Genomic DNA, 23,594 nt, shown 5'->3' on the forward strand with positions numbered 1-23,594 from the left:
AAGGAGGCAAAGGCATGGCGACATTTCGGCAGCATCTTCAGCGGGCGGTGGCCCCAGTCGTGGTCGCCGCGTTCATCTCGGTGAGTTTTCTGGCGCTTTTTTGGATCGTCTTACCGCGCCCACTCAATGTGAAGGTCAACACCGTGGCGGATCAGACGATCATCGCGACGCAAACGGTGCAGGACCAGGAGAAGACCAAAGAGGCGCGGACTGCGGCGGCCAAGGCAGCGGAGCCGGTCTACACCTATGACAGCACGATCTCCGGCAAGCAGCTGGACAAGCTCAGTGCGCTGCAAAAAGCGGTGAGCGCCACCCAAACTGAGGCGGAAAGCGATGCGCAGAAGGATTTTGCGGCTGCGCAAAAGAAAAATGATCAGGCCGTCTACACGGCGCCGACCGCCAGCGCGCTCCTCAAGGCGTTCAAGACGGCGTATCCCAAAGCCGACAACCCCTTTTTCTATCAATTCTCCGATCGCTTCTATCGCCAATTATTTGCCCTGGATAAAGATGGGCAAACGGCGTTGTTCAGTGCCGTGTCGCGTACTGTCTCCGCGCAAATGAGCGCCAAGATCGCCCCGAGTCAGGTCGATGACAGTCGCCGCGCCGCGCGCCTGGCGCTGGATGACGCCGAGCTGGTGGGCGACTCGGTTCAGCTGGCGCATGAATTGAGCAACGCGGCCCTGGTGCCGAACGAATTGCTCGATGCCGCACAGACCAAAGCGCGTCAGGCGGAAGCCAGCGCCGCCGTGACGCCGGTATCGATCATGCAGGGCCAAGTCATTGTGCAGGAAGGCCACATGATCGATGCCACTGCGATGCATCAGTTGGCGGTGCTTGGCCTGACGAAAAAGAATCAGCGCGGCGGCTCACTGGTCGCGTTCATTCTTTTTCTGATCATCGAGACCGTGGCGTTGGTCGTGGTGCTCGGCCAATGCGAGCGCAATGTGCGAACCAAAAATGCGGTGCTATATGGCGCTTTAATGCTGATCATGACGGGGCTGATGCTGGCGATCCGATTTGTCGCAACCACCGGCGGCATCAATTTGGCGCTCTTGTTGCCCGTCGCGATGGTGCCGCTTTTGCTGCGGTCGTTTGTCGGCCGTCGCATGGCGCTACTGGCGGCGTTGATGCAGACGTTCACCGCCTATTTTGCCTTCTATTCAACCACCGGCACGATCTTCACTGGCGGCACCGCCGTCGTTTATCTGGCTACCGGGATCTTGTGCGTGATGATTCCGAAAAAACGGTTGAACGACGTGGCGGCGCGGACCGCGTTTTGGGTGCTCGGCGTGGATCTTTCGTTGAACTTGGCGCTTCTGTTGCTGCAAGGGGCGGATTTCACCACCTGGTCGACCTGGCGCGCGTTTTTGTTCGTGCTGGCCGGCCAGCTGCTGGGCTACCTGTTGGCGCTGGGCGCAACGCCTTACCTGGAGCTGGTTTGGCGCGACGATGCGGTATTCAAGCTCAATCGCTTGAGCAACCCCAACGATCCGCTGCTTCGGCGCCTGCTTGAAGAAGCGCCTGGCACCTATCATCACAGCATGATGGTCGCCAATCTTTCGGCCAATGCCGTCGCGCGTATCGGCGGACGGCAGATGCTGACGCGCGTGGCCTGTTATTACCACGATGTCGGCAAGTTGACCCGGCCGCTTTACTTCACCGAGAACATGCCGGCCGGCTTCAAGACCCCGCATGCGGACCTGTCGCCTGAGGAAAGCGCGAAGATCATTTTTGCCCATGTCTCGGATGGCGTCGCGATGTTGAAAAAACGCAACATGCCGCAATTCATCGTGGATGTCTGCGCCCAACATCACGGGACGACGCTCATGAAGTATTTTTACATTGAAGCGAAAAATGCGGATCCGAACACCAAAGAATCCGATTACCGCTACCCAGGGCCAAAACCGCAGACGCTCGAGGCGGCCGTGATCAACATCGCGGACACCTGCGAGGCGGCGGTGCGCTCGATGAAACACCCGACGCCGGCCGGCATTCGCCAATTCGTGCATAACATCACCAATGAACGCATCACCGATGGCCAGTTCGACGAGGCACCGATCACCGTGGCTCAGCTGCGGGCGGTCGAGCAATCCCTGATCGACGGCTTAGCCAGCACATTTTATAATCGTATCGAATATCCGAAACTCAATGAGGCGGATGGCGAGACACAAACAGACAAGGAGAATGAAGATGGATCTAGAACTGATCGATGATGACCACCGCTTGACGGCGGCCCACACAAAACTGGTACGGGAGCTGGTCGCCTTTGCGGGCAAGCAGCTCAAGTTGAACGAGGACACCGAGATCGCCATCACCATTGTTGACGATGACGAGATCCACCGCATCAACCAGCAGTATCGCAACACGGACCGGGTGACGGATGTGATCAGTTTTGCCATCGAAGAAGGCGACGAGGACCTGCACGGCTTTGAGGACATCCCCCGCGACATCGGCGATCTGTTTATCGACCCCGACCAGGTGGCGCGCCAGGCCGAGGACTACAAGCATTCCTTTGAACGCGAGCTCGGCTACACCGTGGTCCACGGGTTCCTTCATTTGAATGGCTACGACCACATCAAACCCGAAGACGAAGCGGTCATGATCCCGCTGCAAGAAAAGATCCTGTCCGCTTATGGCCTCGAGCGATAAGCGAATCCGCAAAAACCATTCCTTTTTCCAGGCCTTGCGCCACGCCATCGACGGGTTGTGGGGCGCCTTCATCCACGAAGGCAACCTGCGCCGTGAGTTTATCGCCTCCTTGTTGGTCGTGATCGGCGGCGCGGTGCTTCGCGTGTCCTGGCAGGAATGGCTGATCTTGATGCTGGCGATCTTAGGCGTGATTCTCGGCGAGCTGATCAACACGATCGTCGAGCAGGTGGTCGATCTGATCGTCGGCCCGCGCTTTGATCCGCGCGCCAAGAAGATCAAGGACATGGCGGCCGGCGCCGTGCTAGTCACCGCGGGCATTTCCGTGGTCTGCGGCATCTATGTCTTTGTGCCGCATCTTGTGGCACTGTTTGGAGGGGCCTTATGAAAAATGAGTTGATCGCGGCGGCCACGGCGGCGCGCCAAAATGCCTATGTGCCGTATTCCCATTTTGCAGTGGGGGCGGCCCTCATCACTGACGATGGCCGCGTGGTCGCCGGCTGCAATGTCGAAAATGCCAGTTTTGGCTTGACGCTGTGCGCCGAGCGCAACGCGATGTTTGCGGCCGTGGCCGGTGGCAGCACGCATTTTCAGGCGCTGGCGATCATCGCCGACACCCCAGGCCCTGTTTCGCCATGTGGGGCGTGCCGGCAGGTGATGGCGGAATTCATGGCAAGTGATGCGCCGGTCTATTTGACCAATCTGCACGGCGATACAACGGAAACGACGGTGGGCGCGCTTTTGCCCGGCGCCTTTGACAAGGAGGATATGACACGTGACTAAAGAACATCACTCAGGTTTTGCGGCGATCATCGGCCGGCCCAACGTGGGCAAGTCGACCTTTATGAATCGTATTTTGCGGGAAAAAGTGGCGATCATGTCACCCAAGGCGCAGACCACTCGCAATAAGATCAATGGAATCTACACCACCGAGGACGCCCAGATCGTCTTCGTCGACACGCCGGGCATCCACAAGCCGAAAAATGCGCTGGACGATTACATGGATACCGCGGCCCTGTCGACCTTGAACCAAGTCGACGCGGTGCTGTTCATGGTGGCCGCCGATGAGAAAATGGGCCCCGGCGACCAATACATCATCCATCAGCTCGACCAGGTGAAAAAGCCGGTGTACCTGCTCATCAACAAGATCGACCTCGTCCACCCAGATGACCTCCTGCCACTGATCGCGCAGTACCAGACCGCGTATGAGTTCACCGGGGTCTATCCGCTGAGCGCCACCATGGGCAACAACGTCGAGGAATTTTTGACCGACCTGAGCGCCGCGTTGCCAGAAGGGCCACAGTATTATCCGGAAGACCAGCTGACCGACCACCCAGAGTATTTTGTCGTCGGCGAGTTGATTCGGGAAAAAATTCTGGAGCTGACCCGCGACGAGGTGCCCCATAGTGTCGCCGTGGTGGTCGAGCGCATGAAGGACCGCGACGCCAACGGCAAACTCCAGATCGAAGCCTACATCGTCGTGGAGCGCGACAGCCAAAAGGGCATCGTGATCGGGCGCGGTGGGGCGATGCTCAAGCAGATCGGCATCCGCGCGCGGCGCGACATCGAGGCCCTGCTTGGCGAAGGCGTCAACCTCAAATTGTGGGTCCGGGTCCAGAAGAACTGGCGCGACAACAACGCGTATCTGAAGACCCTCGGCTATAACATGAAGGATCTGAAGTAAGATGAGTGCGCCGCAGGAATTTTCGGCGCTGGTCTTGTCGCGGCAGAATTATCGCGAATCCGACATGTTGGTCAAACTCCTGACCGATCGTTTCGGCAAAAAAATGTTCCTGCTGCATCGGGCGCGCAAGCCGGGCTTTGCCATGGGCGCCGGCATTTTACCCTTCACCTTGGCGCGCTATGTGGGGACGATCTCAGACGGCGGCCTCAGTTACTTGAATACCGTTAAAACGGCGACGCAGTATCAGGCAATTGCCCAGGACATCAGTCTGAATGCGTATGCCACCTATGTCCTGTCGCTGATCGACCTCGCCTATCCGGACGGTGAGCCGATTCCGCACTGGTTTGCGCATGCCCGCGAAAGCCTGCGCCTGATCGATGACGGTTTTGACCCGGCGATCATCGCCAACATCGCGGAGGTCCAGCTGCTGGAAGCGTTTGGCGTGCAGCCGGAGTGGCGCTGGTGCGTGCTGGATCAGCGCAGCGACCTACCACTGGATTTTTCCGAAAAATTCGGCGGGTTGCTTTGCCAGAATCACTGGGATCAGGATCCGTATCGGTATCGGATCCAGCCCAAGGCGATGTACCTCCTGCGCCGCTTTTCCACGCTGGATCTGACCCAGTTGCAGACGATCAACGTGAGCGCCGCCACTCGCAACGAGCTGCGGCGCGTGCTGGATCGGATCTACAGCGACATGGTGGGCGTGGTGCCGAAAGCCAAGCGGTTCTTGGACCAAATGCATGGCTGGCAAGATCAACTGCCGCCGCTGAAGCCGCGCGGGGAAGATCCGAAATAGAAGAAGGCTGAGGTTGCTTAATGACCTCGGCTTTTTTTGATTCCGGGTGCAAAGCGGGCCAGGTTGGTCTGAGCAGTCTTCGCCGAACGCGAGCCAGTTTCTCAAAAAATGCTGGGACACAGGAGTCCTTGTCAAAAACTATTCAAAACCGCGACCAATTGGATTCGAAAACAATGGTCGCGGTTTTTACATGTCATTTTCGAAAAGATAACCGACACGTGTTCATAAATGAACAGATACATGGCAACGCCGGCCGCTTTCTGCTACACTGTATCTGTCTGTTATTGAACGAATGTCTATTAACGAACGGAGCAAATGCGATGGATCGACGGGTCATGCGCACACGGCGCGCAATCATGGAAGCTTATGTGGCACTGCGGCGGCAAAAGGTCTCGCTGACGGTCGCCTTGGTCGCGGACCAGGCCGATATTGGGCGGGGGACTTTTTACCTGCACTTCAAAGATATTCAGGATCTCGAAGATCAGGTCCTGCGTGAAGCCGCGGATCAGGTGCTCCAGCGGCTCGACCAAACGCCATTGACGGCGCGCGGTCAGGCGACGCGTGATTGGGTCGCCAGCTTGATGCTGTTTTTGCGTGATCTTGCGCCGCAGCTGGGGATGCTCGCCGATACCGGGCAGGGCCTGGTCTTGCGCAAACAGGTCCAGGCAAAACTGGAAAAGTGGCTTCAACCGACTGGCGCCGTCTCGCTTGATACGCGCGGCTATGCGGCTGCGGCGATCGATGTTGCCATTTCCGGCCTGTTTGGCGACGCCGGCACGACGGACACCGCGACCATCAACGCCTGGCTGGCTGGGGCGCTGGACCGGGCGCGAGAGGGAGGCACGAAAGCTTGATCAAATTAATTGCGACAGACCTGGATCATACCTTGTTACTTCCGGATGGCAGCTTGCCACCAGACACATTTGCGGTGATTCGCCAGCTGGCGGCCCGCGGCATCGAATTCGTTGCGGCAAGTGGGCGCAGCATTCCGCGCCTTGACGAAATGTTTCACCCGGTCGCGGATCAAATGAGCCTCGTTAGCGAAAATGGGGCGGTGGTCCGTCACCGGCAAGACCCCCCAATTTTGCACACCTTGGCCCGCGAGGATTGGCTCGAATTGATCGCGTACACCCGGCGGCAGGAAGATGGCCTGCCGCTATTGTGCGCGCTGGATGACAGCTGGCTGGCGGCTGCGGATCAAGCTGCGGCCGGCGTGATCGACGGCTTTGTGGCGCGCCAGGCGATCATCCCCGAACTCGCTGATCTCACCATGCCGATTCTGAAATACACGGTGATCTTCCCGGCCGGCGATGCGCTGGCCCATTTGCCGGAATATCAGCGGGTCTTTGGCGACCGCTTCACGGTGACTGTGGGCATGGCGACCTTTTTGGACATCACCGCGCCCCACGCCAGCAAGGCCACCGGGTTGGCGACCCTCGGCGAGCGGCTCGACGTTTCGCTGGCGGACATGGCCGCATTCGGCGATGACGCCAACGACGGCGCGATGATCGAGGCAGTCGGCCACGGCTTCATCATGGCCAACGCGACGCCTGGGCTGGCTGGCATCAAGGGCACGCGCATCGGCACCAACGCGGAGCAGGCTGTGCTCAATACGATTCGCAAGCTCGCCTTCGAGCAGCCCTCATGACAGGCCTGGCCCGCATTCGCCTGATCGCCAGCGACCTGGACCACACGTTGTTAACGCCGGCCGGGGAGCTCGCTGGCCGCACCGTGCACCTGATTCGCCGCCTTGGGGAAAATGGCGTGCAGTTTGCCGCCATCAGTGGGCGCGACACCGCTTCGATGCGTGTGCTGTTCAAACCGCTGTTGAAAAATGTCTGGCTGGCGAGCCACAACGGGGCCGTTATCAGTAAAAATGGCGCGGTGTTGGCCGCACATCCCTTGACTGAAATGCAAGTGGCGGGCTTGCTGACACTTTTGGCGACCCATTTTCCCGCGCAACCGGTGCTGCCGGTGCTTTGCCGTGAAGATGGCATCTTCGTGGTGGCCCCAAGTGCGGCGTCCGAAGCGCGGCTGCGCCAATTTTTCACCCAGCTCAAGGTGGTGCCGCGCTTTGACCCGTTTTTGGCTGGAGTCATGAAAGTCACCTGTTGGACCAATGGCCCGGCCGCGCCGGTGGCCGCCCAGCTGCGCCAAATTTTGCCGGCAGGCTTACAGCTGGCGGTAGGCGAGCGCGACGCGTTTTCCATCACCAGTGCGCAAAGTGACAAGGGGCAGGCGCTGGCGCGCATTGCCCTGCGGCTGGGCGTGCCGCGCGGGGCGACGCTGGCGCTGGGTGATCAGGGCAACGACTTGATCATGCTGAAATGGGCCGGGACCGGCGTGGTCATGGCGGACGGGGATCCCGCCTTGATCGCCGCGATCGGCCAGGTGGCGCCGCCCAACGCCAAGCACGGCGCGGACCAGGTCCTGGCGACGGTGTTACGGGAAAAAATGGAGGGAACACGATGACAGAAACAAAATGGGTCACAGTATTCTGCGGCGCCGCAGCCGGGGTGGATCCACAGTTTGCGGAGGCGACTGAAGCGCTGGGCAACTGGCTGGTCGATCATGACTTTGGCCTGCTATACGGCGGCGGCCGGTACGGGCTGATGGGCGTGGTCGCCGAGACTGTGCTGGCGCGCGGCGGGCAGGTCTATGGCATCGTGCCGCAAGAACTCGCCAACCGCGGCGTGGTGATGCCAGGCTTGTCAAAATTGGCGGTGGTCGCCGACATGAGCGTCCGTAAAGCGAGGATGATTCAGGAGAGCACGGCGCTGATCGCACTGCCAGGCGGCCCCGGCACGCTGGAGGAGATCAGCCAGGCCTTTTCGTGGGCGCGCATCGGCGACAATCCGCACCCTTGCGCCTTTTACAATGTGGCGCATTACTACGACGACCTGGCACGCTTCTTTGACGGCATGACCACCAGCGGCTTTTTGACCGCAACGGATCGGGAGAAACTTCTTTTTAGCGAGGACCTCGACGCGCTCGGCGACTTCATTGCCAGTTACCAGGCGCCGGCGATTCGCACTTATGGAACCGCCAAGTGAGCTGACAGTCGCTGGCGGAAAAATGCCACGCAAAAACACCTTTTAGGTTGGGAAGTGGGACAAATGTCGATCTTGGGTCCGACAGGTAAGTGTTCCAAGCGCCGGGTCCGAACTTTGGACCAGGTGCTTGGAGCCTTAGCTGCTCGGACCCAGACATTTGGCCCACGACACTGCTGTAACATTAGTGCACCAAAAAGGACCTGGGACAAAACGTTTGTTTTGTCCCAGGTCCGGCCCAAAAGGCGTTATTTGTGTTACTTGTCGTTGACTGTGCTGGCTCGGCTGGCCGCGATCAATTTTCGTCAGACTGTTTGGCAGCTGACTCGTTTCGCCAGTCCGGCTGTCTGCGCCCTATTTTTACAGGCGCTCTGCGGGCAGGGGCACCAGATCCACGTGGCGCATATCCATGATCGAGACCATCTCGCCGGTATCCAGCACCGCCGTATCGGCTCCGGCATATCCGGCGACCTTCCCGCGATAAGGCGCCTGGTAATTGCCGTCGGTGTTGGTATAGTCGACTTGAATCGACACCGTGTTGCCGTTTTGGTACGCCTGTGCGAGCGTGCTACGAATATCCTCGTCGCTCATCATGGGCAGCGGCGGGTAATGCGTCGCCTCCTGAGCAGCCTGTTGCTTCAGCGCCGCCGTGTGATCAGAAAGAAAGTAGCCCTGCCATTTGACCATCCCGCGATCCTCGTAATCATATAGGAAGAAATTGGTCACCATCTTCATGAAATCTTCCTCGGACCCATGCCACCGCGCGCTCGGCGTAAATTTTGCTTTGGTCATCACCGCACCTCCTTGCCATCATTATACGAACAAATGTTTGGAAAAGAAAGAGGGCGGTCTCGACGCCGTTTTCGAGTGGCAAAAGACGGTAGACAACGCGCAAAAAATTTGGGATATTTGGGCTGCAGCGCCAAAAGGAGGAGACGCACATGAATGCCGTTTCGTGGTACAGCTTTCGCCACAACCTCAAAGCCTACAGGAAACAAGTTATTGAAGACGCCGAGCTGCTGATCGTGACAGCCAAGCACCCCGAAGACAATCTCGTGGTTATGAGCCAACAAGAATATGACTTGCTCAAAGAGACTTCGTACCTATTGTCGAGTCCGGAAAATGCAAAGGCCCTGCGAAAAAGCATCCGCCAGGCGACTGACGAGGCAAACTGACGGGAGAGTCGATCTTCGCGCTGAGTATTATCAGCACTACAAGGAGGAAGACAACAAATGAGCAAAGATCTGAACGAATTCATGATGGAAAACTCCGAGAGTCTCGATGACTTCTTTTCCGAGATGATGAAGGACTCCTCCTATCGGCAAGCTTACCAAGCCGAAATGAACAGGCTCTCCAGCGCTGCTGCCCTGGTTGAAGCTCGTGAAGCTGCCGGACTATCTCAGCAGAAACTCGCTGAGAAGGCCGGCGTACCAAAGACAACAGTCTCTCGTATCGAGCGAGGTCAGAACACTTCTATTGATACATTGACCAAGTTAGCTAACGCACTTGGCCAACCAATCGTCTTAACTATCGGCCCTGTCGCTGCATCGAAGCAGTAGACCCAGTCTGAATTACCCGGCTCTTTAACGCAGTGCTACTGCTGGAGATACTGAGCAAACAGTTGAACAAGTGACAACGCCTCATAATCGAGGTTTCTCTGTATGCATACCACTTGTTTCACCAGGTTTGATTTTGCCCCGGTCGATGCTATAATAATAGTCAAAACAGATCGGCGATGAGAAAAAGAGAGATGACCGGCCTCGGCCAGCGAGCGAAGAAAAGGTGGGAGCTTCGTGCGGGCAGTCAACTCTGGCGTTTTCGAGCCTCGCAATGAAGAGCAGGTCCTCGGACCTGAAATAGGGTGGAACCGCGCGGCTTAGCCAAGTGACGCCGTTTTCATCGCCTAAAGACCGTTAAATCAGGCTATTATAAGCCTGTTTTCACACAATTATCACCTGTTTTCATGACTTTTTTCACGCCGTAGAGGACATCGTAGAGGACATGAAATTAGCATCATAGTAATACAATAAAATAACATTACCGCCAGCAGGATGTACCCCCGTGATGATCCACGTGGGGTACTTTTTGATATACCCGCAGTATGCCACGAGTACGCCACGCAGTATGGCCAGCAGTATGCCCGCAGTTAAACGCGCGTATGAGCCTGCTGGTGAGACAAAAGCTTGACGACATCAAAACCCCCCTGCAGCCTTGGAAACTGTAGGGGGGCTAGTTAAAAGAATGCCTTAGGGGCAAGTTTCGGTTTACAGCACTTTACTGCACTAATTCCTTTACTTTAGTAAATAACTTCTGAATAACTTCGTCTGTAGGCGAACCATCAGCGAGACTGAAATCCGTATCATTGTTGATAAACTCTACGATATCGGAAGCCTTATCAGGTTTAAGAACCATCGCGAGATATAAAAAGATATGAATTGCTTTAAGCGCGTTCGCCGGCGAATCCGTTGTTGTGTCTGTTGACAGTTCAATAAAAGTAGTTTTTAAATCATGATTTTTGAAACTAGGGCAGTTACTTCGTATAAAGTTGAACATAAAGGTTTCCATGTCAAAAACTGTCATAAGCTATCATCTCCTATAAGGTAGAGTATGACAGCAAAAAATCGGAAGAACAAGACGACATAGGTTAAGAAAAGGTTAAGATAGACAAAAAAGGCCCAATTTCGCGCTGAAAAGGGGTCGTGTGTACTATATTTTACTATGCTTGGGCGCACAAAGGCATTGACATTCATTCTGAGTGTGCTATAATAGAACTATAACGTTGATGAAAGGCTAACCGTCCACTACCACATCTATAGCTTAACACACTTTGTGGTCAATGTGCAACTTTTTCCGAAAAAATCGAAGAAAAAGCTGGACAGCGTAAAAACGGACGCTGCAATACGTTATATCTATGGAGGGGTGCCACCCTCCGTATAAAAATCATTTTTCCTCTTTTTGTCGATAGTTGACAGGACGCTTGGGCCGGTGCGGAAAAACCGGCCTAAACGTTTGGAGGAAGAAGGCATGAATGTGTATGGCGGAAAGAAGGTGAAAAAATGAGTGTACGACCAAGTAAAATGATTCTGCAAGACATCAACAGGTTTGACGTGTTGCTTAAAAAAAGCTACCGATCAAAGGCTGAACTGGCGGAGGCGCTGGGAATTTGCTACTCAAGTGTGACACATCTAAACAGCGTCGGAGTAGGATATGGCATTGCCGATCGCGTTGCTGTGGCCTTACGAAGCAGTGTAGACGAATTGTTCATAAAAAAAGCCTAATCGGGGGCAACCGACAGGCGAGGTAAATGAAAAAAAGAGACTGGATTAAATTTATCACAGTCTCTCGCGAATTGCAAAGGGAGACAATAAAATGATTTTTATTCAAAACGGGTTCAAGAACAGGGGTATGCAACAGGTGCCATCGACGGTGGACGACTTTAACACGCTCGCAAAGATGGCGGGCAATCCGCAGGAAGCAAATGTTACAAGCATCAGCTACGAAACATTTAAGCGAGAAAGCTTACAGTATATCATTGCGGGTGAGCTTGACGGTGAACGACGGAATGAGAATCTGAAAAACATTACGATCGGCACAATTGATTTTGACGAGATAGAAGACGAGCAAAAGTTTCTACTAGCTGTCTCAAGCAGGCTTGCCAATGTGGCATTCGTTTTGTGGCCAAGCATCAGCTACGGTTTTAAAGGCGCACGGTATCATCTGGCGGTTGACCTGTCTCGGCCACTGATGAACAAGGATGAGAAAACAGCAGTGATATTAAAGGTCAGCAAGATTTTGGGATTTGAAAGCGACCCCGCCATGGAGACATGGGCACAGATGTTCTCTGCCCCTGTAGTAACACCCAGAAACAAAGGCAAGATAGTTGTTCACCACGGTGGGAAAATTGACGTGGATACCGCCATTGGTGAGTTTGAACAGGACAAAAACAAGCACAAGTACGTGGCAGAGACAAAACCATTGATTACCAGCAACCATACACGCTATAGCGATGACTACGTTCGCGAGCTTGTCAGCGAGTACGCTTTTGAAAATGACATCGATGATGAGAAAAAGTTCGCAAGCCTCATGATCATTCTTGTAAGCTACTACCAAAGCGGGGACATCTCGGAAGTGGCACTACGAGATTCCGTGAGGTTACTAGCAGGCAACAATTCGGATTGGGCGAATAACAATGAGGCTAAGCTAGACCAGCATATGCGGACAACCTATGCACAAAATGTGGTTAGTCTGCCAAAAATGTTTAAAACGATCGTGCCTGTTCACGAACGTGCCGATGAAAGTCGGGACTACACGACGCGCGGAATTATCACGGAGCTTGTACAGCGTTCAAGTGCGAGACTGGCGGAAAAGCAGGCGGCGCTTGAAGAGAGCGACCCAAAAACTAAGCAACATGCAAAACTAGACTTTGCGGACGCTGCCAGCATAATCTTGGCGTCTGTTCCAATGTGGAAGGACCGCAGCGCCTTCAACTCGCCCGTGTATATTTATGATGCCGAAAAGGGCATTTATTCAGCGACTGTAAGCTATTTCAACTCATTGGTTCATAAGGTATTACCGGCTGCAACCGAAAAAGACTGCCAAAACGTCAAGGCAATTCTGGATGACGACGATATGGTCGCCAATGGCAAAGCAATTCATGTTAAAGAATTAGTTGCGTGCAACAACGGAATAGCAAGGATTGGCGATGGCAAGCTATCATTGATTCAGTTTTCGCCAAAGTATCACTTTTGTGCCAAAGTGGCTACGAATTTGGTGCCAGATGCGGAAAAACCGATTATCCATTTGGAAAATGGCGGCACATGGGACCCAGTCTCTTGGCTCAGAGAACTGGCGTGCAACGATGACCAGTTGCTGGTCGCCTTGATTCAGGTTATTGGCGATGCTGCTCAGTCATCATACAGTCGCAAAAAGGCAATTTGGCTGATTGGTAACCCCAAGAGTTCAAAGGCCAACGGCGCAAATGGCAAAAGCACGTATGAAGCGCTGCTCGAGTCTATCATCGGACAGGAAAATACAGCCCACCTAAAAGTAGACCAATTTTCTGAACGCTTTGCGCTTGGAGAAATTTTCCAAAAATCGCTAGTCATCGGAGACGACGTACAGGCAGGCAAGTACATTGACGACCAGAGCAATTTTAACAGCGCAGTCACAGGGGACACGCTAAGAGCAGATGTAAAAAACCAGCAGCCATTCAACTTTACATTCGGTGGGTCAATCGTTCAATCGACCAACCAATTGCCTAAATTTGCTAATCAAACCGGCGGGACAAACAGACGAATGCTGATTCTTCCATTCATGGCTAACTTCAATGGTAAAAATGCTAATGATAAAATCAAAACCGATTACATTCATCGCCAAAACGTGCGGGAATATTTACTCGCTAAAGGCCTTCTAGCAAGTGCGCTGAAAGACGAATTTATGCAGCCACAGGTAAGCCAAAAACTACTTAATGATTTCGAGGTAGGCAATGACCAAGTTGCCAACTTTATTGATGAGAACAATTGGACGTCGGAGGTTGTGCCACTGGTGTGGGGCTATTCAAAGTTTGCACAGTTCTGCAAAGATGCTGGGTTCACTCACCCGCTTACACGTCCTGCGTTTACTCAGCGCATGACAGAATTTGGCTGGGTGAAGAAAAAAGGCAGGGTGACACATGAAAACTTCGTGGAAACTAAAGCCTTTAACGATATGTCTGGTGACGAGTTTTTTGGGAAAAATACGTCGTGCTTGGTTAAAAGCAACAATTGAGTATAAAGGGCGGCCATCAGAGACCGCCCTTTTTTGTTGCCAAATTTGTTGCCAGATGTTGCCAAATTTGTTGCTGTTTTTCTGCATGGTGATAATCGCTGTACTCCTACTGCCACAAGGGGTGCAAGGAATTGGGCGCCCAATTTGTTGCCAGATGTTGCTGGAAGTTAAATCGCTGTACTCATACTGCCACAAGAGATGCAGAGCTTTTGTTGCTGGATTCGTCTTTTTTTTGAAATTACTCATAGAAAATATTTAGAGGTAAAAAATAATTAAGAAGTAATTTCCCAAAAATACCCAATTTGGCAACAAAAGTGCTATAAACCGCGTCACGCAGGCATTCGTTGGCTAAAAAAACAGCAACAATCCAGCAACAGTCAGCAACAAAAGTGCTATAAACCGCGTCACATAGGCATTCGTTGGCTAAAAAAACAGCAACAAAAAATGGCAACAACCCAAGCCGTGTGACCGATTGTATGCCTCGGTGGTAAGCCAGCTAGTAAGCCAGCTAGTAAGCCAAATGTTAAGAAAAGGTTAAGACTTTCGAAAATAGCCTTAAAAGCCACGTGAATGCCATATTACCTTACGTAAAAGCAAAAATACAGCAACGGCGATAGCTTAGCCAGTTAAACTATTCGAACATTGTATAATAGAAGTATAAGGAAGACAAAGAGGAGAAAACACAAAATGACAAACTACACAGAAGCATTAATGACAGCACCACAGAAGAGCACAACGACAACATATCTATTCAAATTGGCCCTCAGCCGCGCAGCATGGCGCACTTGCCGAGCACCCTATGGCAACTACATGGCGAGTTATTCCGGCGTGATCCGGCGAGGTAGCACCGGCAAGGTCTTGACCACACATGTTAATGGTGGGGGTTACATGACTGTTACCGCCATGCGAGACAACGGAACCTACACGACAACCACAGTAAATCACTTGGTCGGACTTGCATGGCTGATTAACCCAATGGAATTGAGCGACATTGACCACAAGGACGCCATCAAGGCTAACAATCGCGTTTCCAATCTGCAATGGCTATCCCACGCTGACAACTTGCGCAAGCGCAGTATAAAGTCCGGCAAATACCCTGTCATTTCCATTAAGCTTAGCACTGGTGAACATACAAAGTACCCCAGCGTCAGTGCCGCGGCGAAGGCGACCAAGCTCAGCTATCCTACAGTCCGCGGCATTTGCCACCATGAGTACTCACTGCCGTCAGCCGGCGGTTATCGCTTTATTTTCGCCTAGAACAAAAATACTAAAATAATCCAAATTTATCATATCATACAATAGAAGGTAAACGCAATGAAAAAAGTACGAATCGACGTCACTTCTGGCTTGTACAGCGTAGGCATCGTGTTAATGATCCTGACGGCCAGTAACATCCTGCCAATCGCATGGTCTGACCTATGTACATACTGGCTGCTGACGTGCACTTATGGCACCGGCGCGATGCTCACACAAGGCATTATCTCCGAGGTTAAACGCGCAAATGATAAGCGATAAGACGATAACACGCCTGACGTCATGGCCGGCGTTCACCAGCAACAGCAAGCAGTTGGCCCGCGAGCTGAACATTAGCCGTGAGAACGGTGCGCATGAACTTTTGCTTGAGCTGATTGAACATCGGCTTGGCGAAATGACAGACGAAGACATTACCAGCGCTATCACCCGTGACGACATACCGCTAAAAAGTAAGTTAAAGTATGCCAGAAAGGATATAGCAAGGCGAGTTAGGCATCAGGCAGAAGTTGAAAAAGAAAAGACCCAGCGGTTATCGCAAAAGGTAGACGTCAACGACTATATCCACTTGGACCCGTCGCAGCGTTCAGAAGATGACTTACGGCAAGTAATAGCGTTATTGCCGCAGTTGTTCCCCAACGGTCAGACAAGGGCGTGGGTAGCAAGCGTTTTATCGGCTGGTAAAGAGCAGACGCAGGCAGACTTTAACCAAAGCGAAAAGCAGTTTACGGCCAAGTTGAGAAAGGTAGTTAGCTATTGCCACTCTCACCCAGCGAAGACCCAAGGCCTAATGGCGAGCAGGCAAGATGGCAGGCTGGTAAGAGAGCTAGGCATACTGCGCGAGTTTATCACAATGGTCGAAGATGTCGCTACTGACAATGAGTTAGCAGCGTGGATATATGACCATAAGGACACAGCCGTGATGAACGCATTGGTTAACTCACCAGAGATATCTTACCAGCGGTGGGTGACTGAAGACTTTGCCCACGCCGGCAAGGATCGGTACGTGCTGGTGAATAGGGCTTATCAGCGAGCAGACGAGATTAACAAGATTTTAGCAGACAGATAAAACGCATATATATATATAGGAAGAAAGAAGAAAAAATATGAACAATGTAAACATGATTGGGCGCTTAGCCATGGACGTAAAAGTCGGTAATAACGTAAGTACTAGCCTGCTGGCGGTCAAAAGAATCTATAAGTCAGCAGACAGCGAGGACACAGACTTTATTCCGATTAGCACATTTGGGCGCAACGCGGACGTCCTGTCAAAGTATTGCAAAAAAGGTGACAAAGTTGGGGTAAGCGGGCGAATTAAGACCAGTACATATACAGACAAGCAAGGTGTGGCTCAGCATGGCTTTGAGGTGGTAGCCGAGCATATTTACTTACTAAGTAATAGCAAGCAGTCTCACAGCCCGTCCCACGAGGATAGTCAGGCACATAACACGCTGACCGACGCTGATGTCAATGAGTTATCACAGCGGCTACACCAAGCGTCTAAGACGGCGGAGGTGACAGTCGGTGACAGCGACTTACCGTTCTAAATCTAGGAGGTCTCAACAAGTACACGAATGCGGTCAGCCGCTATGCCACAAGATTGTGCCAGTCTCACAGCGGTATTGCGACACTCATCAGCAACAGCATGAGGCAGAATGGAAAAGGCAAAAGGATGACTACCGGCGTAGCAAGCTGGCCCAAGCGATTAAAGCAAGCAAGGCTAAGGCGTATGACAACAGCGAGAGGAACCCAGAGGCGATAAAATTTTACAACAGTAAACAGTGGAAGAGCGTTCGCGATTATATCTATGCGCGTGACGGGGCAGTGTGTCAGTCGTGTAGTAATGTCATTCAAGACAGAAAGGTAATTGACCACATAGTTCCACTTCGGCTGTGCCAAGGCGGACAGGCGTTGGATAGTGATAACCTCTGGACGTTATGCTATCGCTGTCACTATCGTAAGACGCTATTAGAGCAGATTATAGCTAAGCAACCCAACGGCGATAACAAACTCAGACACTTGGATAGACAGTGGTGGACGAAAGTTTTGCGAGAGAAAAAAGAATGACAAAGAAAAGCGAACAAGATTATTTATTGCTGTTGTCAATTTGGCTAGGAATATTGCACGAGTTAGATAAAGGAGACTTAACAAATGAAAGCAAGTGAGATTATAGACAGTGAAGAGTATACGGCAGGGGTCAAATGGCAAGTCGAAAGCATCGAGCACGTAATAGACGAAGGTGTAAGCGAGGGTGACTACGGCGACGTCATGTGGCGGGTAGACAAGCCAATAGCCATTCAGGTTCTGGCGGCGCTATACGACGATGGGTGGCAGGGTCAGCTGCAAGAACGTCATGGCGATAGTGTAATGCTAATCGTTCATGTGGCGGATAGCATGATGGCAGAAGAGTAACACCAGCGGGGGCTAGTCATTTGGCTAGTCCTTTTGTGTTACCACGGCAGTCATTGGCCATGACAAAAACGGACGCACGCTTACGTTATACTTATGAAGGATATAGGCCAAGACTATCACATAAGATATAACTAATACTTTATGCATAAATATTTAGAGCGAGCTTATGGATAATGCTATAAAAATAACGAAAATAGCAACGGCAATACCGTTGTAACCCCCGCCCCCGTAAGTGAGAGCAGAACCGCACATAACAAAATGGCTTATCGCCAAAAAATGTGTAGTTATCAAAATGTTTTAATAGGCCTACCCAGCGGGTTACAAACGTTGATATACTGGTGTTTATAGCACTTACTAAAGTACAGCAAGTGAACACGCGTGTTATCAAAATGGGGTAAGCAACGGGTGATATAGCAAGGCTGACGGTGGATTAAGCAGAAATGGAGGTACAGCCAAAATGGGTAGAAAGATGAAAATAACAACAGACATGGGCGATAGAGCCGACCAACGACGCAGGACGGAAGAGTTGATGAACCAAACGAAGGATTGGCAGACGTTGCAGCCAACACCACCGCGATACATGAGTGGCATTGCCTACGCAGCATGGCATGAGCTAGTACCAATCCTAAATCAAACAGGGCTAGTCAAGCAGGGTGACAAGCAGATTGTAAGCGCGCTGTGTGAACAAATAGCTGTTCGCCGTCAGGCATATACCGAGGTCATGATGAACGGCATAGTCTTGGCCAATGGTCGTAAGAATCCAGCATGTCAGGTGTTAGATTCAGCTACATCAAAGGTTAAGAGCTTGGCAGAATCATTAGGCCTATCGCCACAGGCGCGTGCAAGCCTAATGAATGTACAGTCAGATAACGCCGATGAGGACACCGAGGATATTGTCGCAAAGTTACGGCAGGAGGGAAGTAAGCAATTTTGATAAGACAGTTTGACCTCACATTGCCCAATACTGACGTTGATGAGGCATACAGCCAGCAGCGGAATAGTGGTGTTTACGATGCTGTTGCTGGAAAGTATGCTGACCCAGGGACTAAATATGCCTTTCAGGTGTTGGAAGGTAGTGTCATTGCTGGTCAAGACGTAAAATTGGCGGCGTTTAGACACTTGCAAGACTTAGCTAGAAGCGAGGACAAGCAGCACGACTTTGCCTATCACTACGACCTTGACGCATGTAGGACAGTGCTCGCTTTCGCGTCATTATGCCCTGACCCGTCAGCTGGGGTGCCGCTTCCATTGGCTATGTGGCAGAAGGCGTTACTCTGCTGGTCACAGGGCTGGCGTAATGAGGCTGGCGAGCGACGCTTTCACCGCGTTGTGTTTAGTGTTGGCAGAACTAATGGTAAGACTTACCTTACGGTTATACTTCTGTGCTACCAATACCTCATTGCCAGTGCTGGACGAAGTAACCAAGACATGGCATATATAGCGCCAGTTTCACAACAGTCTAAAAAAGGCTGGCGTTACGTTAAGAGCACGTTTAATCGGTTACGCCGTGAAGGCTTTGGCGACCAAATGCGCCAAATGAAAGTTAAGGTGGGGGAAGATGCTGCTAAGTCTAATGCTAATCAAAACCAGCTGTTACGACTAAGTGATGAGTCAGGGCAATTTGACAGCTATCACTTGGCATTTTCAGTCCATGATGAGGTCGGCGACGATGGGCGTATTGGCCTGATTAAGCAAAACAACGGCAAAATTACCTCAGGCCAAGTACAGACATTTGACAGTCAGAGCTGGGACATTAGCACGGCTTACCCAGACAGTACGTCATCGCTTTATCTCACTGAAAAGCTAATTCGTGAGGCAATGCTACACGATGACAAGCGGAAACTAGACGACAATCTGATGGTGAATTACACGCAAGACTCAGAAGACGAAGTCGATGACCCGACAGCATGGGTAAAGTCTAACCCGTTGCTTCCAACGGCGGGCCAGACGATGCTCGACAGTATGATAAGCGAGAGAGACACAAAAAAAGCTGACGGAAGTATTAGCGAGTTCATCAACAAAAATCTCAACATGTGGTTGCAGGTCAGGGAGAACCGTTATCTAAACCCTCATGACATCAAAAATGCGGTTGTTGACACGCCGCCAATCGACGTCACAGGTCACATCTGCTACATCGGTATTGACCTATCCAAGCTGAGTGATGACACGGCGGTAGCGTTCGTTTACCCCTACAAAGTAAGCGGTGAGACGCACTATTACATCGAACAGCATTCTTGGATTCCGTTAAACCATACAGGTGGTAATATCGGTCAGAAAGAAAAGCAGGACGGCATAAACTACCGCGGGGCAGAGCAACAAGGCTATTGTGATATTGCGCGCAATCGCTGGGGTTATATCGACGACGACGCTGTTGTCACGTGGTTGGCAGACTACATCGAGCGTAATCGCCTTGACGTCAAATTTGTTTGTTATGACCCTTGGTCCAGCTCTGACATATTAGACAAACTTGTGCAGATAGATAAGTGGCCGATGATGCCTTTGCGGCAAACAGCACATGACCTCGACCGCCCAACGGCAGAATTTGGTAAAGCAATGAGGCAGGGACGCGTGCACTATCAAGATGACCAAATTGTCCAATACTCGCTGACCAACGCTATCCTAGTTGGTAACGCCAACGGGTTGAAAGTTGATAAAGAGCGTTACACGTCAAAAATTGATTGTGTAGACGCCATCATCGACGCCATGTCACGCGCAATTTATGAATTTTCAGACATTGACCCCGACTTTGCCAGCGACAAGCAGAAGTCACCACTCTCAGGTATGAGCGACGCCGACCGTCACGCCTTTTTGATGAACGTGGGCTTTTAGCCTACATATTTTTTCGCTGAAAGGTCAAAAAAGGTCAAAAAACGGACGCCAACTTACGTTATATATATGAGAGGTAAAAAGCTAATGAAAACAATAAGTAAACAGAAGGGGGCGGGCGCGTGGAAAAGCTAGAAACATTACGCCAGTGGTTACCAATGCTGTTATTCGCCGCGGGTATAGTCGCGATTGTGACAAGTCTCTACCTATTTAATACGATTATTGGGACACTTGGCTTAGGCCTTGCGCTGTTATTCACAGGCTGGCTAACCACGCCTACACCCTCAAAAGGTGGTGGTAGATAGTGGCAATATTTAATCCTTACTTGAGATTACAGCAGACTAGGTCAATGACCATTCCCAGCACAAACATGAGTAGCTTTATCATAAGTGGCGGGCAAGTCTTGCCGAATCATTTGGTTGACGCCAGCACAGCGCTACGCAACAGCGATTTATACGCGGTTATAAACTTGCTTAGCTCAGACGTTGCGTCAGCTAACTTTTCAGTGCCTACGCCGTTTGACAAAGCTGTAGCTAATCCAAACAATCTCACCTCTGGCTTCAACTTTTGGCAATCAGCTGTAGTTCAGATGTTGCTTACGGGTAACGCCTATATCGCCATTACAAGAGATAGCAACAACGTTCCTACACGGCTAGAGATGGCACCGGCGGCACAGGTAGTAGTCACTTTGGCTGACCGTTCCGCTGACATTTCGTATAGCGTCAACTGGGGCGATGAACGAGGCACCATTAATTATCCTAGTGCCAACATGTTACATTTTCGGCTAATGACAAGCGGCAGTAACGGCCTGCAATACATTGGGCAAAGCCCACTAGAATCAATTGCCGCCCAAGTCAACATTCAGGACTATGCCAACCGGCTAACGCTTAGCACAATCAAGAATGCTATCAATCCGTCAACTGTTATTAAAGTTGCCGAGGGTGCTTTGTCACTAGAAGAAAAAGAAGCAACACGAAAAGCGTTTGAATCCGCCAACATGGGCGACAATGCTGGCCGACCTCTCGTGCTTGACCAACTGTACGACGTCCAAAATTTAGCAATTAATGCTGACGTCGCCAAGTTTTTGACGGCTGGCAATTGGTCAAAGACAGAAATTGCAAAAGCATTTGGCGTCCCAGATTCCTATTTAAACGGCACAGGTGACCAGCAGAGCTCACTAGACCAAACAAAGTCGCTTTATGCTAACACGCTAAGACGTTATGTAAAGCCAATTGAGAGCGAAATGAGTGCTAAATTTGGTGTTCAAGTCAACATTAACGAGGCACAGGCGGTTGATGCAGACAATAGCTTGCTGATTGACCAAGTGCAGAAGTTGTTAAGCGGCACGAACCCGGCGATAACGCTAGAACAAGCGCAAGCGATGTTGGCGAAAAGGGGTGTAATCAATGGCTAGCAACACAGATATTCGCACGTATGACACTGAGTTAACACGCGATGACACCACTGGGCAGATGAAATTGTCAGGTTATGGCGCCGTGTGGAACCAGCCGTCACTGAAAGGCGACTTCATCGAGTATATCTCGCCAAGTGCTTTATCCGGCGTTGACCTAAGCAGTGTATTGCTGTTGTATGCACATGACTTTAATAACATTCTCGCAAGGGTAGACGCAAAAACATTGACCCTAAAAGTTGACCAAAAAGGCCTATACTTCGAGGCTACATTGCCTGATACCACACTGGCACATGATGTATACAATAACATTGTCGCTGGTAACGTCAAGGGTGTAAGCATTGGGTTCAACATCGCTTCTGGCGGTGATTCTTGGGACTATAGCGATGGCGATACCATTCATATGATAACGCAGATTGAGCGGTTGAACGAGCTATCACTGACGCCAATTCCGGCGTACACGCAGACGTCAGTTGAGGTACAGCGAGATTATAAAGCATTAAAGAATAACGGAGGTAAGAACATGGCAGATAAGCCAGAAGATAAAGAAGAAGACAAGCAGGTTGACCCAAAGGTTGACCAGAAGGTTGACCCGAAGGCAGACCAAAAGGTTGAACCTGACAAGGCTACGCCAGCGGATAAGTCTGATGATAAGCAAGGCGCTGACAATGGCGACGCTATTAAGACGCTGACGGACATGGTATCGCATTTGACTGAGCAGGTCGAAGCGCTGACCGCCGTACCCGCTCCGGTGGCAGAGGTAGTCGCCGAAGACGATGAAGAAAAAGACAAAGAAAAGCCGGCAGAAGACGCGGCTGATAAAGGAGATAAAAAAGACATGGCTAAGAATTTGACAGAAGACAGCGTAAAGACTGAGGAACAGCGTGACTTTGAACAGTTCTTGCGGACTGGTGAGATTAAGCGTGACGCTACGGGCTTTGATTCCGCCGCCGGTGAAGCTGTAATCCCGTCTCAGGTGCTAGACGTACTCAAGCAACCGGCCGACCCAACGCAGTTATCCGGATTGGTAAATAAGGTTGCGGTAAGTGCACCAGTTGGCAAATTGCCTGTTATGGCCAAGGCCAGTGCACAGCTTGCAACTGCGGCTGAATTGGCTGAAAACCCAGCGATTGCTAACGCGGCTATCACGCCAGTAAGTTATGACGTAAAGACTTACCGTGGTCAATTGCCAATCAGCATGGAAATGGCGCAAGACTACCCAGAAATTTCTTCCCTTCTAGCAACCTATGTGGCAGACGTTACCGGCCAGACTGAACAGCATGCCATTGGGAAGGTGTTGCAGACCGCCACAGCCGTAGCAGCTACCTCCGTTGATGATATGAAGGACGCTTACAACATTGGCTTGTCAAACTATGGCGACCGCGTTTGGGTTCTGTCCGAATCCATGTTCGCCGAAGTTGACAAGCTCAAGGACGGGAACGGTCGCTACTTGCTTCAAGATTCCATTGCCAGTGCTACTGGCAAAACGTTCCTTGGCGCGCCACTTTACATCGTTGATGACACTGTGCTGGGCGTTAAGGGCGATAAAAAAGCATTTGTCGGCTCGCTCAAGTCGTTTGTGCTAGAAGCGATTCGTAACAATGTGTCTGTCCAGTGGGTTCGGAACGAAAACTTTGAAAACGTGCTCGGTGTCGCTCTCCGTGCTGACTTTAAGGCCGCTGACACGCAAGCTGGTAAGTTTATCACTTATACCCCAGCTTCTGCCACCCCTGCATCCGGCAAGTAATACCA

The 23,594-nt window shown here is 51.6% G+C and carries 26 protein-coding genes; 24 read left to right on the forward strand and 2 right to left on the reverse strand.

Annotated elements, in window-relative coordinates:
- The first annotated feature begins 14 nt into the window (after nt 1-14).
- The 10 genes from JUE67_RS00170 (at nt 15) to JUE67_RS00215 (ending at nt 8,179) form a co-directional block, all read left to right on the forward strand.
- Nucleotides 15-2,213: an HD family phosphohydrolase gene (locus JUE67_RS00170; protein WP_203636913.1), complete on the forward strand. Its 2,199-nt coding sequence runs from the start codon at nt 15-17 to the stop codon at nt 2,211-2,213.
- A complete protein-coding gene (gene ybeY / locus JUE67_RS00175) occupies nt 2,191-2,649 on the forward strand; it encodes an rRNA maturation RNase YbeY (RefSeq protein ID WP_125698197.1) in 459 nt (152 codons plus the stop codon). The genes JUE67_RS00170 and ybeY overlap by 23 nt, the downstream gene beginning before the upstream one ends.
- Entirely contained in the window at nt 2,633-3,034 is a 402-nt protein-coding gene (locus tag JUE67_RS00180; RefSeq protein ID WP_125698199.1) for a diacylglycerol kinase family protein, read from the forward strand. The genes ybeY and JUE67_RS00180 overlap by 17 nt, the downstream gene beginning before the upstream one ends.
- Complete coding sequence (locus JUE67_RS00185) at nt 3,031-3,429, forward strand: cytidine deaminase (RefSeq protein ID WP_203625563.1); 399 nt, start codon at nt 3,031-3,033, stop codon at nt 3,427-3,429. Before JUE67_RS00180 ends, JUE67_RS00185 begins: the two co-directional genes overlap by 4 nt.
- Nucleotides 3,422-4,330 (forward strand): GTPase Era, encoded by a 909-nt coding sequence (era, locus tag JUE67_RS00190; protein WP_203625565.1) that lies wholly within the window; start codon nt 3,422-3,424, stop codon nt 4,328-4,330. Before JUE67_RS00185 ends, era begins: the two co-directional genes overlap by 8 nt.
- A gap of 1 nt (nt 4,331) precedes the next feature.
- Nucleotides 4,332-5,126, forward strand: coding sequence for a DNA repair protein RecO (recO, locus tag JUE67_RS00195; RefSeq protein WP_203625567.1), 795 nt, complete (start codon nt 4,332-4,334; stop codon nt 5,124-5,126).
- Between the two features lie 320 nt (nt 5,127-5,446).
- Nucleotides 5,447-5,980, forward strand: coding sequence for a TetR/AcrR family transcriptional regulator (locus JUE67_RS00200; protein WP_203625569.1), 534 nt, complete (start codon nt 5,447-5,449; stop codon nt 5,978-5,980).
- Nucleotides 5,977-6,774, forward strand: coding sequence for an HAD-IIB family hydrolase (locus tag JUE67_RS00205; RefSeq protein WP_203625571.1), 798 nt, complete (start codon nt 5,977-5,979; stop codon nt 6,772-6,774). Before JUE67_RS00200 ends, JUE67_RS00205 begins: the two co-directional genes overlap by 4 nt.
- On the forward strand, nt 6,771-7,598 hold the full coding sequence (locus JUE67_RS00210; RefSeq protein WP_203625573.1) for an HAD family hydrolase: 828 nt from the start codon (nt 6,771-6,773) through the stop codon (nt 7,596-7,598). The genes JUE67_RS00205 and JUE67_RS00210 overlap by 4 nt, the downstream gene beginning before the upstream one ends.
- On the forward strand, nt 7,595-8,179 hold the full coding sequence (locus tag JUE67_RS00215; RefSeq protein WP_203625575.1) for an LOG family protein: 585 nt from the start codon (nt 7,595-7,597) through the stop codon (nt 8,177-8,179). The genes JUE67_RS00210 and JUE67_RS00215 overlap by 4 nt, the downstream gene beginning before the upstream one ends.
- 357 nt (nt 8,180-8,536) lie before the next feature.
- On the opposite strand, the gene JUE67_RS00220 is transcribed toward JUE67_RS00215, so the two are convergent.
- Nucleotides 8,537-8,968 (reverse strand): phage infection protein, encoded by a 432-nt coding sequence (locus JUE67_RS00220; RefSeq protein ID WP_203625577.1) that lies wholly within the window; start codon nt 8,966-8,968, stop codon nt 8,537-8,539.
- Nucleotides 8,969-9,117: 149 nt separating this feature from the next.
- On the opposite strand from JUE67_RS00220, the gene JUE67_RS00225 reads away from it, so the two are divergent.
- Entirely contained in the window at nt 9,118-9,351 is a 234-nt protein-coding gene (locus JUE67_RS00225; protein ID WP_203625579.1) for a type II toxin-antitoxin system Phd/YefM family antitoxin, read from the forward strand.
- A gap of 57 nt (nt 9,352-9,408) precedes the next feature.
- Complete coding sequence (locus JUE67_RS00230) at nt 9,409-9,735, forward strand: helix-turn-helix domain-containing protein (protein ID WP_203625581.1); 327 nt, start codon at nt 9,409-9,411, stop codon at nt 9,733-9,735.
- 715 nt (nt 9,736-10,450) lie between these two features.
- On the opposite strand, the gene JUE67_RS00235 is transcribed toward JUE67_RS00230, so the two are convergent.
- Entirely contained in the window at nt 10,451-10,756 is a 306-nt protein-coding gene (locus JUE67_RS00235) for a hypothetical protein (RefSeq protein ID WP_203625583.1), read from the reverse strand.
- 476 nt (nt 10,757-11,232) lie between these two features.
- On the opposite strand from JUE67_RS00235, the gene JUE67_RS00240 reads away from it, so the two are divergent.
- The 12 genes from JUE67_RS00240 to JUE67_RS00300 all read left to right on the forward strand — a co-directional run bounded on the left by JUE67_RS00240 (nt 11,233) and on the right by JUE67_RS00300 (nt 23,589).
- Nucleotides 11,233-11,454 carry a hypothetical protein gene (locus JUE67_RS00240; RefSeq protein ID WP_203625585.1) on the forward strand — a complete coding sequence of 74 codons (222 nt, stop codon included), beginning with the start codon at nt 11,233-11,235 and terminating at the stop codon, nt 11,452-11,454.
- A gap of 91 nt (nt 11,455-11,545) precedes the next feature.
- Complete coding sequence (locus tag JUE67_RS00245; RefSeq protein ID WP_203625587.1) at nt 11,546-13,942, forward strand: phage/plasmid primase, P4 family; 2,397 nt, start codon at nt 11,546-11,548, stop codon at nt 13,940-13,942.
- Between the two features lie 687 nt (nt 13,943-14,629).
- Nucleotides 14,630-15,199 carry an HNH endonuclease gene (locus JUE67_RS00250; protein WP_203625588.1) on the forward strand — a complete coding sequence of 190 codons (570 nt, stop codon included), beginning with the start codon at nt 14,630-14,632 and terminating at the stop codon, nt 15,197-15,199.
- A 57-nt stretch (nt 15,200-15,256) separates the two neighbouring features.
- Entirely contained in the window at nt 15,257-15,457 is a 201-nt protein-coding gene (locus tag JUE67_RS00255) for a hypothetical protein (protein WP_203625590.1), read from the forward strand.
- The gene (locus JUE67_RS00260) at nt 15,444-16,262 is read left to right on the forward strand and encodes a hypothetical protein (RefSeq protein ID WP_203625592.1); all 819 of its coding nucleotides are present in this window, start codon (nt 15,444-15,446) and stop codon (nt 16,260-16,262) included. Before JUE67_RS00255 ends, JUE67_RS00260 begins: the two co-directional genes overlap by 14 nt.
- 37 nt (nt 16,263-16,299) lie before the next feature.
- The gene (locus tag JUE67_RS00265) at nt 16,300-16,740 is read left to right on the forward strand and encodes a single-stranded DNA-binding protein (RefSeq protein WP_203636914.1); all 441 of its coding nucleotides are present in this window, start codon (nt 16,300-16,302) and stop codon (nt 16,738-16,740) included.
- Complete coding sequence (locus tag JUE67_RS12930; protein ID WP_203625596.1) at nt 16,718-17,260, forward strand: HNH endonuclease; 543 nt, start codon at nt 16,718-16,720, stop codon at nt 17,258-17,260. The genes JUE67_RS00265 and JUE67_RS12930 overlap by 23 nt, the downstream gene beginning before the upstream one ends.
- Nucleotides 17,261-17,344: 84 nt before the next feature.
- Entirely contained in the window at nt 17,345-17,605 is a 261-nt protein-coding gene (locus JUE67_RS00275; protein ID WP_203625598.1) for a hypothetical protein, read from the forward strand.
- A 457-nt stretch (nt 17,606-18,062) separates the two neighbouring features.
- Nucleotides 18,063-18,539, forward strand: a complete 477-nt coding sequence (locus JUE67_RS00280) for a phage terminase small subunit P27 family (RefSeq protein WP_203625600.1) — start codon at nt 18,063-18,065, stop codon at nt 18,537-18,539.
- Nucleotides 18,536-20,434 carry a terminase TerL endonuclease subunit gene (locus JUE67_RS00285; protein WP_203625602.1) on the forward strand — a complete coding sequence of 633 codons (1,899 nt, stop codon included), beginning with the start codon at nt 18,536-18,538 and terminating at the stop codon, nt 20,432-20,434. Before JUE67_RS00280 ends, JUE67_RS00285 begins: the two co-directional genes overlap by 4 nt.
- 367 nt (nt 20,435-20,801) lie before the next feature.
- A complete protein-coding gene (locus JUE67_RS00295) occupies nt 20,802-21,845 on the forward strand; it encodes a phage portal protein (protein WP_236002610.1) in 1,044 nt (347 codons plus the stop codon).
- Complete coding sequence (locus JUE67_RS00300; protein WP_203625608.1) at nt 21,838-23,589, forward strand: phage major capsid protein; 1,752 nt, start codon at nt 21,838-21,840, stop codon at nt 23,587-23,589. Before JUE67_RS00295 ends, JUE67_RS00300 begins: the two co-directional genes overlap by 8 nt.
- Nucleotides 23,590-23,594 lie beyond the last annotated feature (5 nt).

This window comes from Lacticaseibacillus mingshuiensis (assembly GCF_016861785.1).
Taxonomy (GTDB): domain Bacteria; phylum Bacillota; class Bacilli; order Lactobacillales; family Lactobacillaceae; genus Lacticaseibacillus; species Lacticaseibacillus mingshuiensis.